Raw genomic sequence first — 12,858 nt, forward strand, 5'->3', positions numbered from 1 at the left:
TCTAAGGAAATAACCTCCTTATATTACCTTTCAGGAGGTGCAGACATGGACAGGAGAGAGTTTTTGAGCTATACCTTCTGGGGGGCTTGTGGTCTTATCTCCTTACCCAGCATAATTTACGGAAGGAATACCTACAGAACAAAGTTTTCTTATGCGGTAAATCTGCCCTATGAAGATGCTGTGAGGCTCTGGGTTCCTGTTCCCGAAAATACAAGCTATCAAAAACTTCTTCATATGGAAGTGAAAACCAACGCCTCCTACTATGAGCTTACAGCAGACAGAGTTTATAACGCGCCCATCCTCTATGCTGAGTTCAAAGGGGGTAATGAAAACAAAAGTCTTGAAGTTATATTTGATGTGGAATACACGGACAGAAGCGTAGATATGAGCAAACTTCCCAAGAATAATGGAAATATACCCGATGAAGTTGCTTTCTATTTGAAACCCACAGATCACGTACCAACTGATGGTATAGTGAAAGAGTATGCCGACAGGATTACTTCAGGAAAGAAGAGTCAGCTTGAGAAAGTGAAAGCTATATACGATTGGGTGGTGGAAAACACCTTCAGAGATCCCCAAGTGCAAGGTTGTGGTACAGGTGATGTTAAAAGTATGCTTGAAACCGGATACTTTGGTGGCAAGTGTACGGACATAAATTCTTTGTTTGTTGCATTATGCAGAGCGAGTGGTATACCCGCAAGGGAGGTATTTGGCATAAGGGTAAGGGCATCATCTCTCTCTAAGGGTATATCTTCAGTAACAAAGGATGCTACAAAGGCACAGCACTGCAGAGCGGAATTCTATCTTGGTCAATGGGTACCTGCAGACCCAGCCGATGTCAGAAAGCTCATCCTTGAGGAGCGGCTATCTATTGACCATCCAAAAGTCAGACAGGTAAGGGAGTTTCTTTTTGGCAACTGGGATGCACACTGGGTAGCTTTCAACTCCGCGAGGGATTTTTCCTTAGAACCACCCCTTACGAGTGGTGAGAAGGTAAACGAGTTTATGTATCCCTTAGCTGAAGTAAAGGGGAAGCTCATAGATAAGTACAAGCTCACCTTTGAGTTATCCAAGTACACAATCCTTGCTTAGCTTATTAAGGAGTACCAAAAGAGCAAACCGTCGTGAGACCCCAGGAGGTCTTCGCTGGCTCTTTCTGGGTGGGGCATAAGCCCAAAGACATTACCTTCCTTGTTGCATACACCTGCAATATTTCCCACAGAGCCGTTGGGATTTGAAGAAGGTATTACATTGCCTTCTTTATCACAGTATCTTAACACTATCTGTTGGTTTCTTTCCATCTGTTGCAAAATGTCTTCTGGAACATAGTATCTTCCTTCACCGTGAGCTATGGGAATGTTTAAAACCTCACCCTCTTCTATCTTTCTCGTGAAAGCAATGCGATTGTTTTCAACACGCAGGTACACATCTTTGCATACAAATCTGAGATTTTCGTTCTTTAGCAAAGCACCGGGAAGCAGATGAAGTTCTGTCAGGATCTGAAAGCCATTACATATACCTAACACTAAACCACCCTTTTGAGCAAAATCCTGCACAGCTTTAGCTATGGGCGTTTTGCTGGCAAGAGCGCCAGCTCTTAGGTAATCACCAAAAGAAAAGCCACCCGGCAGTATCACGCAGTCAAAACCCTCCAGCTTTTTCTGAGTGTATTCTACAAACTGTGCTTCCTGTCCTAAAATATCCTTTATTACATAGTAAACATCGTAATCGCAGTTGGAGCCAGGAAATACGCATATGGCAAACTTCATTCTATGGTATACTCCTCAATGAGGGTATTTACCAAAAAGCTCTCCACCAGCATCTTGATATCTGTGCCTTCTTCCACATCAAGGTCCACTACTTTACCCACCTTCACATCATTGACTTGGTATCCGTTTTCCAAAAGCATCTCTTTAATAGCTCTTCCTTCGGGGTCCAGCAGCCCCTTTTTGGGAAGTATCAGAACTCTCACCTTCATGCTCTTATCATTATCTTACAGTATAAGACATAATGCAAGTATTAAAAGCAGGTAAGGAAGGTAAGAGAGCGAAGACTATCATTCCCTTACCTTCCTTAACAATCAGGAAAGAGCTTAAATACCGTCAAAACAGACAAAGCAAGAACAGAGATTAAAGGAAAGTTTTCAACTTCTTCAGACTGGCACACAGAAAAAACAGCTACTACATACCGCTTGCGGACACACTCAAGGTATATCAAAACGGTTCCTGTGGGGGGATGGTTCAAGCATGTGCCTTGATGAGCATAAAGATCAATAAACCTACTGCTATAACTCCTGACAATATCCAAAAGTAAAGAGCAAGGTCGGGTTTTCTTACTTGTCTCTCTTTCTCAGTTTTTACACCTTCTTGTTTTGGCTTTTCTATTCTTTCCTCCCTATGTTGCAGTTTTTCAAATAGCTCACTGAGGCTGTCAAGTATACGATTTTCCTCTCTTTTTTCTCTTTTCCTGTCCTTCCTCATATAGTCTCTATCATAAAGACCCATAGGAATATTATATTGGCTTTAGGAAGTATACCACTGAAAAAGATTATAGTTTATAGCTCAATACCTCTTATGTGTTCAATGTCTTTGCCCCTTATTATCAGAGCGTCCAGCCGTAGGCTTTCCGTGTGGCAAAGCGAAAGGTATTCCTCTATGCACCTTAAAAGTCTCTCCATCTTTATCCTGTCTATGCGCTCTGCGGGGTCTCCAAAACTTTTGGCTTTGGTTCCTTTTACCTCAACAAACACAAGGGTATCTCCATCCTTAGCTATTATGTCTATCTCCCCGCCTTTGCAGTAAAAGTTTCTGGCAAGTATCTGATAGCCAAGAGACTCTAAATACTTGCACGCTATATCCTCAAACTCTTTCCCCTTCCTCGACATATTCAATAACTTCCTCAATGCTTGGACTGGCAGTGCCGAGCTTACCTACCACTATACCGGCACACACATTGGCAAGTTCGCAGGATATGTCCCAGTCAAAGCCTGCAACTCTGCACGCGGTAAGCACGGCTATAACTGTATCGCCTGCACCGGTAACATCGTAAACTTGTCTGGCTCTTGCAGGGTAAAGACTTAGCCTGTTTTCAAACAGCGCTATACCTTTTGGACCAAGGGTGATGGCAAGCGCCTGCAGGCTTAGCTCCCTCTTTAGACCCCAACCAAGGTCTTCAAGAGTTTGAGCTTTGAACATCTGTCTGGCTTCTTTCTCATTGGGAGTCATCAGGTGCGCACCTTGATAAAGATGCACATTTTGGGGTCTTGGATCCACCGAGTAAAATTTACCTGTGGACTTTACTTTTTCTATCACTTCCTTGCACACAACTCCCTTTGCGTAGTCAGAGATAATAATACCATCCACATAAACCTCAAGCCTATCTAAGATTTTCCTGAGGTTCTCTCCTTGCACAGTCCTTGTGTTTTCTCTGTCTATCCTTATGAGCTGTTGGGACATAGATATGACCCTGACCTTCTCCGTCGTAGGTCTGCTACTGTCTCTTACCGTCAGGTCCTGTATATCCCTCTCCCTCAAAAGTCCTTTTATCATGTGCATCCCGTAATCTTCCCCGGTGATACCTACCAAATAAGTTTTTACCCCCAGAGCGGAGAGGTTGCTCGCCACATTGCCCGCCCCTCCCAGTCTGAACTCCTCCCTCTCTACTTCCACAACAGGCACAGGCGCCTCCGGAGATATACGCTCTACCTTGCCAAACACATACCTGTCAAGTATCACATCCCCCACCACAAGTATTTTTAGGCTTCTGAGCCTCTCAAATACTCTCAGGACTGTATCCTTGTCAAGTTTCATTTATTACCTTTACCTCTTCTCCCTCCTCAATAAAAGCCGAGTGCAACTCTCTTACAGCTAGCTCCCCGTACTTGCTCTCTATAAGACATGATATCTTTATCTCAGAGGTGGATATTGCCATTATGTTTATGTTGTTTCTGTATAGCACTTCAAACATCTTGGCAGCGGTGCCATAAGAGCTTTTCATACCTATACCTACCACGGAAATCTTTGCCACATGGTCATCTCTTACCACTTCCTGAGCGCCTATATCGCCGGCTACCTTTCTAACTATACTTTCAGCCAGGTCGGCGTCCGTCTTATTCACCGTAAAGGACATGTCAGTATAACCCTGATGTGAAACATTCTGCACTATCATATCCACCACTATGTGGGCATCTCCAAGAGCTTTGAATATGCTGTAAGCTATGCCCGGCCTGTCAGGCACTCTAACCACCGTGATCCTTGACTCCTTCGTATCTAAGGTTATTGCCCTTACCGCCACTTTTTCCATAACTTCCTCCTCCGGCAGTATCCATGTCCCCTCTACATCAGAGAAGGAACTCCTAACATGTATTCTTACATTGTACTTCATGGCAAACTCTATACTTCTTGCCTGCATCACCTTTGCACCCAAAGAAGCCATTTCCAGCATCTCTTCGTAAGATATGCGTGGTATTTTTCTGGCTTGGGGTACTATCCGGGGGTCCGCGGTGAAGACTCCTTCCACATCCGTGTATATCTCGCAGTCCGCACCCAGCGCATGAGCAAGAACAACCGCAGAAAGGTCAGAGCCACCCCTTCCCAGCGTGGTTATTTCCCAATCTTCCGTAACCCCCTGAAAACCGGCAACCACAGGTATGTATCCCTCCTTTAAAAGGTTCTTTATCCTTTGAATGCCTACCTTTCTGACTCTTGCCTTTGTGTGTACATGGTCAGTTATGATGGGTACCTGCCAACCGCACAAGCTCACCGCAGGATAACCAAGCTTATTCAGAGTTATGGCAAATAGGGCTATTGCTTGTTGTTCACCCGTAGATATGAGCATGTCAACTTCCCTTTCGGGCGGGAAATTATCCAGCTGTCTGGCAAGGTTTATAAGCCTGTCAGTCTCGCCAGCCATGGCGGAAGACACCACCACCACCTTATAACCTTCTTTTACCTTTTCTATTACCTTTCTGGCTGCGTTTTCAATTCTTTCAAGACTTCCTACAGATGTACCACCGAACTTTATGACAAGGTGCATCTTAAGTATTTTACACTAATCTGTATGCGTATACTGCTGGTAGGAGTTGGTAATATGGGAAGGAAGTACCTGACAAAGATTACAGAGCTGGGACACACGCCCATACTCTGCGATACGGACCCTGGCAAAAGGGTAAACGGTTTTTCCTTTTACTGTCATGTGGAGGAAGTAAAAGAGCAGGTGGATGCGGCTATAGTAGCCATAGAGCCATCCCAGCATGTTAAAGTTTCCAAACCCCTTTTAGAAATGGGTCTGCCTGTGCTCCTTGAAAAACCCCCAGCACTGAGCTACAGAGAGTTTCAGGAAATTGAGCCATACACACATCTTTACATATCAGAAATAGAAACCTTCTCCTCGTGTCTTAAATACTTTCCCGAGAAAGTGCAGAGCCTGAGTATAGAGAGACTTGGAAGATCAAAGGGTTATGTATCACCCCTTTGGGACCTGGCGTGGCACGACCTGTACCTGCTCCAGCTGTTTTTTGAAAACATACGGATAACGCAGGTAAAAACAGGCGAAGTTTGGGAGATTAATGGAGAGGTAGACCGTATCCCCTTTTCTCTTAAAGTTGCATGGGAGCATCCTGCACCTTCAAGAAAGTGGATAATAAACGAAGGTGAGCTAATCCTTGATTTGGCAAAAGAGGAGGTATGGGTAAAGGGAGAGCTTCTGCACAGTGAGCCAAGAGACAAGCTAAAGCTTATGATTCAAGCCTTTTTGAAGGATGAATTTAATCAAAGAAGCAGAGAAAGAGCTAAAAGAAATCTCTCACTCTTGGAGGAAGCTGAGAGCCTTCTCAGGACTTGATGTTTTTTGGAGTATCCTCTTGAGGGTTATTCTGTTTATACCAAGCACTTTTGCTGTTCTTGAGTAATTCCTTCCAAGAAAGCTAAAAGCTTCACCCACAATAATCTTGGAGACCCTGTCCATAAGTCTGTAGTACAGGTTTCCCTCACCCTCCGTTAGAAGCCTTTTTACCTCCTCCTTTAGTGCATCTTCAAGATTTTCCTGTGAGTAATCTTGATGTTCTACTTCCAAATCTTCAGCTCTTAACACCTCCCCCTTGCACAAGGTTATGGCTCTCCTGAGGGCATTTTCAAGCTCCCTTACATTGCCAGGCCAGCTGTAAGTGAGGGCTTTTTTCAAAAAGCCTTCCGTATAACCCCTTATTCTCTTGCCTATTTCCTTGGAGAGGTTCCTCAGCATACAGTTTATCAGCAAAGGAATATCTTCCCTCCTGCTCCTAAGCGGTGGTATATGTATTTCCACAGCGCTTATCCGGTAGTAAAGGTCTTCTCTAAATAGCCCTTCTTTTACGAGCTTCTTTATATCCCTGTTGGTGGCGCAAACAAGTCTAAAATCGCAGTGAACTTCCTTCGTACTCCCAAGCCTTCTTAACTTCTTCTCCTGAAGGACTCTCAAAAGCTTAGGCTGTATATGAAGAGGGAGGTCCCCTATTTCGTCAAGAAACAGCACACCACCTTTTGCTGATTCAATAAGCCCCTCCTTTGAGGAAAACGCTCCGGTGAAAGCTCCCTTCTCGTATCCAAAAAGCTCCGCCTCCAGCAGTTCTGGTGGTATAGCCGCGCAGTTAACTGCCACAAAGGGACCGTTCCACCTTTTGGAAGTCTTCCACAGAGCTTTGGCAAAAACCTCCTTACCTACGCCCGTCTCACCAAGAAGTAATACTGGCACATCAAGAGGTGCAGCCTTTCCTATCTTTAAAAGCACATCTCTCATCTTACCCTCAGGGTCTCCCACTATGGAGCAAAGCTCTTTACACAGCTCACCAGATAAATTTTCCTCCTCAGGAAGTAAGATAACATCCCTTTCCCTTTCTAAACTCTCCAAACTTCTCAATAGCTCTTTCAGTTTATTGCTGCTGACTGGCTTAAAAAGCACATGGTAAAAGCCAAGACTCACAAGCTTTATGGTGTAGCCAGGTATCCTCTTACCTGTAACAGCTACAGCTATGTTTTCACCTTCAAGTAAGTCCGGAAGACAAGAGAGTCCTACGCTGTCTATGTCTACAATCACGAGGGATTTGGATATGTCCTCTGGCAGTTCTTCAACCCTTTCAAAGCCCTCAAGTCTAAAGTGTTGGTCTTTGGTGTACAGAAGCCTTTCCATGGTTTAAGAAATATACAGGTTGATTACCAAATATACATGATATAAATCAAGGTATAACCAATTTGCAGGCCTTTTATCTGCTCTTTTTCTTGGCACTTAGTTTGCATTGTATTGGACAGGAGGTAGCGCAATGAGAGAGGAAGTGATTGAAAAGAATCCAAGGGAAAGGCTAAAGGCGGAAAAGCATCCCTTAGACATTCTGGAGGAACTGCCAACGATAATAGATAGAGGTTATGAAGATACACCCGAAGAAGATATGGTGAGACTTCAATGGTACGGGCTTTATCACGACAAGCCAAGGGTGGGCTACTTCCTGCTGAGGGTTAAGGTGCCTGGAGGCATACTCAATCCAGAACAGTTAAGAGTCGTGGGAGAGCTTTCCAGTAGGTTCGGAGATTACGCGGAAATAACCTTAAGACAGGATATACAGCTCCACTACATAAGGCTTGAACACTTGCCTGATGTCTTTGAGTCTTTAAAGAGTGTAAACCTTTTCCCGGTCGGTGCCTGCGGAGACACCGTCAGAAACATAACTACATGTCCTCTGTGTGGACTTGAAAAGGATGAGCTTTTTGATGTGAGGGAGTGCGTGCAGAAGCTTGAAGGTTTCTTCCACCATCCGGAAAATAGGGACTACTTCAATCTACCGAGAAAGTTCAAGATAACTGTTTCCGCATGCCCGTATCACTGCAACATGCCTGAGATGCACGACCTGGCTTTTGTAGGCACTGTCTTTGAGGGTAAAGAAGGCTTTGCGGTATGGATAGGTGGTGGATTGTCCTCCACACCGAGGATAGCAAGGAAGCTGGGCATCTTCGTAGAAAAGGAAAGGGTGCTCTCTCTGGCAAAAGCTGTCGTAGACCTCTGGAGCGAAGACCCAGAAAACAGAAAGTCCTTCGTAAAGGCGAGGTTCAAGTACATGGTGGACAGGTTAGGTGTGGAGAAAATAAAGAGCATGATTTTGGAGAGATTGGATTTTACACCGCAACCCCTTGATGAGGAGCCTTTGCCTGTAAAGAGGTACTTTCACACGGGGGTAGGAAGACAAAAACAGGAAGGCTTTTACTACCTGGGTATTCCGCTACCAGCTGGGAGAGTGAGAGGAAGTCAGCTGTTGGCACTTGCGGAGCTTGCTCAGGAGTTTAACCTCTCCATCAGGCTATCGCAGAGGCAGAACATAATTCTGGTAAACATATCACAGGAAGACCTTAGGGAAGTGAGGGATAGAGTAAAAGAGCTTGGCTTTCACCTTGATGTTGGGGAAACAAGAGCCATATCCGTTGCTTGCACCAGCGACCCCTTCTGCAACTACTCGGTAGGTTCTGCAAAGGAGGCACTCCTTGAACTCTTGGACTATCTTGAAGAAAAGCTCGGGAAGCTTGAAGGAGTGAGTATAGGTGTTGATGGATGTCCCCACGCTTGCGCTCATCACTGGCTTAACGACATAGGACTTCAGGCAACACACCTGAGGCATCCCGATGGCTCTGTAGAAACAACTTACAATCTCGTACTGAGAGGGGGCTACGGAAGGAGAGCAAGCATAGGGAAGATAGTGGCTAAGAAGGTACCTCTTGAGAGGGTGAAGGTTTATGTGGAAAGGCTTATCTTAGCCTTTAGGAGTTCTAAACTTGAAGAATTTTATGAGTTCGTAAACTCCAAGAGTGATGAAGAGCTTCTGAGCATTATGGAAGGCAAAGCTACTCAAGCAAAAGAGGAGGTAAAAAGGAGTGTAAAGATCCGCATATTTGGACCTCTTACGCGCTTTTCCGGTGGTCTTTCCGAGCTTGAAGTAAGTGCCAACACGGTGCGCACAGCGCTTGAGCACCTTGAAAAAGAGTTTGAGGGTTTTAAGGGGAGACTCTTTGACGAAAGGGGTGAGCTAAAGCCCTTCGTAAAAGTCTTTTTAAACGAAGAGGATGTCTCCTTCTTGAAGGGTCTTGAGACACCGCTGAAAGATGGAGATGAGCTTATGCTCTATCCCGCTCTTGCAGGAGGTTCCCACACTTTTGATGAGCTTGAACTCCATGAGCTTGCTCTGGAGTTTGAAGAAAAACCCGCACAGGAACTTTTAGTCTGGGCTATAGAGAACTTTCACCCAAGACTCTACATAGCCTGGAGTGGGCAGGTGGAGGACATGGTACTCCTTGACATGGCGTGGAGGATAAACCCAGATGTAAGAGTCTTTGCTGTGGATACGGGCAGGCTACACGAAGAGACCTACAGACTCATGCAGGAGGTGGAGGATAGGTACGGGGTTAGGGTAGAAGTCTACTTTCCTGACGCAAAGGATGTGGAAGAGCTGACGAGGAAATACGGAATTAACTGCTTTTACAAGTCCGTTGAGCTAAGACACCTCTGCTGTCATGTGAGGAAGGTAAAACCTCTTTTGAAAGCGCTATCACAGGTAGATGCTTGGATAACAGGGCTTAGGCGTGAGCAGTGGGCTAGCAGGCACAACATAATGAAGATTGAGGTAGACCATGACCACGGACAGATAGTTAAGATAAACCCTCTTGCGGACTGGAGCGAGAGAGAGGTGTGGGAGTATATAAAGAAGAATGCCGTCCCTTATAACAAGCTTTACGAGGCGGGATACAGGAGCATAGGCTGTGAGCCTTGTACAAGACCTGTAGCACCTTTTGAGGACCCAAGAGCGGGCAGATGGTGGTGGGAGAAGGATGCACCCAAGGAGTGCGGTATGCACTGCAGTATAGAAACTGGAGGCTTTGAGAAAATAGCGGACAAAGTGATAAAGGAGGAAAAGGATGGCTCTGAGGATACTTGAAAGGGTAAACATAGAGAAGCTTAAGGAGGAGCTTTTTAAAAGAGGTTGGAATGAAGGCAAGTTTAATTCAAGGCAGGCTATGCTCAAAGAGTTTAATGACTACCTTTGGGTGGCAGTGCTGGAAAAAGAGCCTTACTTCCTCTCCCTACCCAAAGAAGAAAGCTCAAGAGTACATTCGGAAGGTATGAAGGCTCTAAGGGAGGAGGTGGAGAGCTTAGCCCTGACCCTTGGTTTCTCCCTACCCACCAAAGGAGGAAGCTATGCTTGAGTATTTACTTCTTGGGTTTTTTATAGCCTTTGCCATAGGACTTACAGGTGTAGGTGCTGGCACGCTTACTGCGCCAGTGCTAATACTTTTGGGACTTAACCCAGCACAAGCTGTGGGTTCAGCCCTGAGCTTCTCAACACTGGTAAAGTTTCCAGGTTTTCTATTTCACGCTCTCTATAAGAATGTTGAATACAGGTTGCTGATGTTTATGTGTTTCGGGGGCGTGCCCGGTGTTCTTCTTGGCTCTTCCCTTTTAAGCAGGCTCTCTCAGGCGGATAAACTCAAAAACCTTATTATGTTTATAATCGGTATAACCGTTATCCTTTTAGTAATTCTCAACCTTCTTGGTACCCTCATGAAAAGGAGGATTGACTTAACAAGGTACTTTTACCTCATTCCCCTAGTATGCTTTTTCATAGGTCTTGAGGTGGGCTTTACCTCGGCAGGTGCGGGCGCATTGGGAATGGTTTTACTGCTGTACTTTACCAGGCTTCCTCCGTCAAAAGCAGTGGGAGTAGACATAGGCTTTGGTCTTGCATGCTCTCTGACAGGGAGCTTAGCACATCTTTTGCAGGGACACACACAGCCTCATGTTTTTCTTCCCATGTCTTTGGGTGGACTCTTAGGCATATGGCTGGGCACACACCTTACGCGCCGTATAAACCCCAAACCCCTGAGAGTGGGCATATCTATGCTTCTTATCTTGGTGGCTTTTAACCTCATAAAGAGGGGGCTTTCGTGATGGGTAAGGTGTACATAGTAGGTGCGGGACCTGGAGATCCGGAGCTTTTAACCCTAAAAGCTTACAGACTCATAAAGTCTGCAGATGTAGTGCTTTACGACAGACTGGTAAATCCAGAGATCCTTCTACTGGCTAAACCAGAATGCCAACTCATCTATGTGGGAAAAGAGGAGGGAAAGCACACCCTAGAGCAGGAGAAGATTAACGAGCTTTTGCTCCACTATGCTCACACAAAAGAGGTTGTGGTAAGGCTAAAGGGTGGAGACCCCTTTGTCTTTGGAAGGGGTGGTGAGGAGGCTCTCTTTTTGGCAGAGCACGGGGTGGAGGTTGAGGTTGTGCCAGGTATAAGCTCAGCCACAGGGGTGCCTGCGTATGCGGGCATACCCATAACCTTTAGAGGATTATCTTCTTCCTTTGCAGTCATCACAGGGCACGAAGACCCAAAGAAGGAAAGAACGAGCGTAGACTGGGAGAGCCTGAAAGGTATAAATACCTTAGTCTTTCTGATGGCGGTTTCCAACAGGAAGGAGATAGCCAGGAGGCTCATAGAGGTGGGTAGGGACCCAAAGGAGCCTGTGGCGTTTATAGAGAGAGGCACCACCAGAGAGCAGAGGGTGGTGATAACAGACCTTTATGAGCTTGCCAACTACCCACCTGAGGTAAACCCTCCTGCTCTTATGGTGGTAGGTCAGGTGATAAAACTTAGAAAGCTTATATCCTTTAAGGAGGTGGTAGCATGCTTTTACCCCACGGTGGAGAACTTGTAAACAGGGTAGTCCCGGAAAGGGAAAGAGCAAAAGTTTTGGAAGAGGCAAAGAGCTATCCAAGCCTTGTGGTAGATACAGATGCTCTCCTGGACATTGAGAATATAGCTGTAGGCGTCTTTTCACCCTTAAAAGGTTTTATGACTCACGAAGAACTCCTTTCCGTAGCTTATCATATGAGCCTACCGGGCGGTGTTGTGTGGAGCTTGCCTGTTTTACTCCAGCTTAGGGAAAAGCCTGAGGTGGATGGAAGGGTTGCTCTGAAGGATACAAGCGGGCGGATAAAAGCCATTGTGGATGTAAAGGAAGTATACAGGATTGACCTTCCCCTCATAGCCAAGCTTGTGTGGGGAACGGAAAGTGAGGAGCATCCGGGTGTTAAGCTCTTCTATTCAAAGGGTGAGTGGGCTGTAGGAGGAGATGTTTGGCTTTTAGAGAAGGTGGAATTTCCCTTCAGGGACTGGATACTTACACCTGAAGAAACCAGAAAGATATTTGAGTACAGAGGATGGAAGACCGTAGTAGGCTTTCAGACAAGGAACGCACCCCACAGGGCGCACGAGTACCTGCAGAGGATAGGCTTGGAAGTTGCGGATGGACTTTTTGTAAACCCAGTATTGGGCTGGAGAAAGTCCGACGACTTTGACCCACTTACCGTCTTAGAAGCTTACGAATATCTGATAAACAGCTATTACCCCAAAAATAGAGTCTTGCTTTCTGGACTTGCCACCGCCATGAGGTACGCAGGACCAAGGGAAGCTGTGTTTCACGCCATAGTTAGAAAGAACTTTGGATGCACACACTTCATAGTGGGCAGGGACCACGCAGGAGTGGGAGACTTTTACGACCCCTACGAAGCCCACAGAATATTTGACAGACTGCCTGAAGACATAGGTATAGAGATCATAAAGGTTTCCGCAGTCTTTTACTGCAGGTCCTGTGATTGTATTGCCTCGGAAAAAAGCTGTGGACACGAGGAAAATCAAAGGGTTTATGTTAGCATGACAAAAATAAGAAACATGCTCAGAGAAGGTAAGTTCCCGCCTGAGGAGATGATAAGGAGAGATGTGGCTGAGCTTCTAATAAAAAGGAGAACAAAAAGCTTGACGAATGTTCATTCATAATTTAGAATTAT

Annotated in this window: 14 protein-coding genes; 7 read left to right on the forward strand and 7 right to left on the reverse strand. The window is 45.6% G+C overall.

Going from position 1 to position 12,858, the window contains the following annotated elements:
- Nucleotides 1–45 precede the first annotated feature (45 nt).
- The gene (locus HTH_RS02190; protein WP_012963080.1) at nt 46–1,092 is read left to right on the forward strand and encodes a transglutaminase-like domain-containing protein; all 1,047 of its coding nucleotides are present in this window, start codon (nt 46–48) and stop codon (nt 1,090–1,092) included.
- Here the strand turns inward: HTH_RS02190 and purQ are convergent.
- The 6 genes from purQ to HTH_RS02220 all read right to left on the reverse strand — a co-directional run bounded on the left by purQ (nt 1,089) and on the right by HTH_RS02220 (nt 5,034).
- On the reverse strand, nt 1,089–1,769 hold the full coding sequence (gene purQ / locus HTH_RS02195; RefSeq protein ID WP_012963081.1) for a phosphoribosylformylglycinamidine synthase I: 681 nt from the start codon (nt 1,767–1,769) through the stop codon (nt 1,089–1,091). The genes HTH_RS02190 and purQ overlap by 4 nt on opposite strands.
- A complete protein-coding gene (gene purS / locus HTH_RS02200) occupies nt 1,766–1,978 on the reverse strand; it encodes a phosphoribosylformylglycinamidine synthase subunit PurS (RefSeq protein ID WP_012963082.1) in 213 nt (70 codons plus the stop codon). The genes purQ and purS overlap by 4 nt, the downstream gene beginning before the upstream one ends.
- Nucleotides 1,979–2,240: 262 nt before the next feature.
- A complete protein-coding gene (locus HTH_RS02205) occupies nt 2,241–2,504 on the reverse strand; it encodes a hypothetical protein (RefSeq protein ID WP_012963084.1) in 264 nt (87 codons plus the stop codon).
- A 50-nt stretch (nt 2,505–2,554) separates the two neighbouring features.
- Nucleotides 2,555–2,884 carry a YraN family protein gene (locus tag HTH_RS02210; RefSeq protein ID WP_012963085.1) on the reverse strand — a complete coding sequence of 110 codons (330 nt, stop codon included), beginning with the start codon at nt 2,882–2,884 and terminating at the stop codon, nt 2,555–2,557.
- The gene (locus HTH_RS02215; protein WP_012963086.1) at nt 2,859–3,809 is read right to left on the reverse strand and encodes a bifunctional heptose 7-phosphate kinase/heptose 1-phosphate adenyltransferase; all 951 of its coding nucleotides are present in this window, start codon (nt 3,807–3,809) and stop codon (nt 2,859–2,861) included. The genes HTH_RS02210 and HTH_RS02215 overlap by 26 nt, the downstream gene beginning before the upstream one ends.
- Nucleotides 3,799–5,034, reverse strand: a complete 1,236-nt coding sequence (locus HTH_RS02220; RefSeq protein ID WP_012963087.1) for an aspartate kinase — start codon at nt 5,032–5,034, stop codon at nt 3,799–3,801. Before HTH_RS02220 ends, HTH_RS02215 begins: the two co-directional genes overlap by 11 nt.
- A 24-nt stretch (nt 5,035–5,058) precedes the next feature.
- On the opposite strand from HTH_RS02220, the gene HTH_RS02225 reads away from it, so the two are divergent.
- Nucleotides 5,059–5,841 (forward strand): Gfo/Idh/MocA family oxidoreductase, encoded by a 783-nt coding sequence (locus tag HTH_RS02225; RefSeq protein ID WP_012963088.1) that lies wholly within the window; start codon nt 5,059–5,061, stop codon nt 5,839–5,841.
- Here HTH_RS02225 and HTH_RS02230 read toward each other — a convergent pair.
- Nucleotides 5,803–7,164, reverse strand: coding sequence for a sigma-54 interaction domain-containing protein (locus HTH_RS02230; protein WP_012963089.1), 1,362 nt, complete (start codon nt 7,162–7,164; stop codon nt 5,803–5,805). The two genes, HTH_RS02225 and HTH_RS02230, sit on opposite strands and share 39 nt — an antisense overlap.
- A 130-nt stretch (nt 7,165–7,294) precedes the next feature.
- Here HTH_RS02230 and HTH_RS02235 point away from each other — a divergent pair, with 130 nt between their 5' ends.
- The 5 genes from HTH_RS02235 to sat are packed head-to-tail and all read left to right on the forward strand — an operon-like array spanning nt 7,295 to nt 12,847.
- Entirely contained in the window at nt 7,295–9,949 is a 2,655-nt protein-coding gene (locus HTH_RS02235; protein ID WP_012963090.1) for a phosphoadenylyl-sulfate reductase, read from the forward strand.
- Entirely contained in the window at nt 9,930–10,217 is a 288-nt protein-coding gene (locus HTH_RS02240) for a hypothetical protein (protein ID WP_012963091.1), read from the forward strand. The genes HTH_RS02235 and HTH_RS02240 overlap by 20 nt, the downstream gene beginning before the upstream one ends.
- Nucleotides 10,210–10,959 (forward strand): sulfite exporter TauE/SafE family protein, encoded by a 750-nt coding sequence (locus tag HTH_RS02245; protein ID WP_012963092.1) that lies wholly within the window; start codon nt 10,210–10,212, stop codon nt 10,957–10,959. Before HTH_RS02240 ends, HTH_RS02245 begins: the two co-directional genes overlap by 8 nt.
- Nucleotides 10,959–11,726, forward strand: coding sequence for a uroporphyrinogen-III C-methyltransferase (cobA, locus tag HTH_RS02250; RefSeq protein ID WP_012963093.1), 768 nt, complete (start codon nt 10,959–10,961; stop codon nt 11,724–11,726). Before HTH_RS02245 ends, cobA begins: the two co-directional genes overlap by 1 nt.
- Nucleotides 11,696–12,847 carry a sulfate adenylyltransferase gene (gene sat, locus HTH_RS02255; RefSeq protein ID WP_012963094.1) on the forward strand — a complete coding sequence of 384 codons (1,152 nt, stop codon included), beginning with the start codon at nt 11,696–11,698 and terminating at the stop codon, nt 12,845–12,847. The genes cobA and sat overlap by 31 nt, the downstream gene beginning before the upstream one ends.
- Nucleotides 12,848–12,858: the final 11 nt, after the last annotated feature.

Origin of the sequence: Hydrogenobacter thermophilus TK-6 (genome assembly GCF_000010785.1) — a bacterium.
Taxonomy (GTDB): domain Bacteria; phylum Aquificota; class Aquificia; order Aquificales; family Aquificaceae; genus Hydrogenobacter; species Hydrogenobacter thermophilus.

Excerpts from the sequence above, each read along its gene's own strand:
- HTH_RS02190 (WP_012963080.1), top strand. The coding sequence starts at position 46 with ATGGACAGGAGAGAGTTTTTGAGCTATACCTTCTGGGGGGCTTGTGGT.
- purQ (WP_012963081.1), bottom strand. The coding sequence starts at position 1,769 with ATGAAGTTTGCCATATGCGTATTTCCTGGCTCCAACTGCGATTACGAT.
- purS (WP_012963082.1), bottom strand. The coding sequence starts at position 1,978 with ATGAAGGTGAGAGTTCTGATACTTCCCAAAAAGGGGCTGCTGGACCCC.
- HTH_RS02205 (WP_012963084.1), bottom strand. The coding sequence starts at position 2,504 with ATGGGTCTTTATGATAGAGACTATATGAGGAAGGACAGGAAAAGAGAA.
- HTH_RS02210 (WP_012963085.1), bottom strand. The coding sequence starts at position 2,884 with ATGTCGAGGAAGGGGAAAGAGTTTGAGGATATAGCGTGCAAGTATTTA.
- HTH_RS02215 (WP_012963086.1), bottom strand. The coding sequence starts at position 3,809 with ATGAAACTTGACAAGGATACAGTCCTGAGAGTATTTGAGAGGCTCAGA.
- HTH_RS02220 (WP_012963087.1), bottom strand. The coding sequence starts at position 5,034 with ATGCACCTTGTCATAAAGTTCGGTGGTACATCTGTAGGAAGTCTTGAA.
- HTH_RS02225 (WP_012963088.1), top strand. The coding sequence starts at position 5,059 with ATGCGTATACTGCTGGTAGGAGTTGGTAATATGGGAAGGAAGTACCTG.
- HTH_RS02230 (WP_012963089.1), bottom strand. The coding sequence starts at position 7,164 with ATGGAAAGGCTTCTGTACACCAAAGACCAACACTTTAGACTTGAGGGC.
- HTH_RS02235 (WP_012963090.1), top strand. The coding sequence starts at position 7,295 with ATGAGAGAGGAAGTGATTGAAAAGAATCCAAGGGAAAGGCTAAAGGCG.
- HTH_RS02240 (WP_012963091.1), top strand. The coding sequence starts at position 9,930 with ATGGCTCTGAGGATACTTGAAAGGGTAAACATAGAGAAGCTTAAGGAG.
- HTH_RS02245 (WP_012963092.1), top strand. The coding sequence starts at position 10,210 with ATGCTTGAGTATTTACTTCTTGGGTTTTTTATAGCCTTTGCCATAGGA.
- cobA (WP_012963093.1), top strand. The coding sequence starts at position 10,959 with ATGGGTAAGGTGTACATAGTAGGTGCGGGACCTGGAGATCCGGAGCTT.
- sat (WP_012963094.1), top strand. The coding sequence starts at position 11,696 with ATGCTTTTACCCCACGGTGGAGAACTTGTAAACAGGGTAGTCCCGGAA.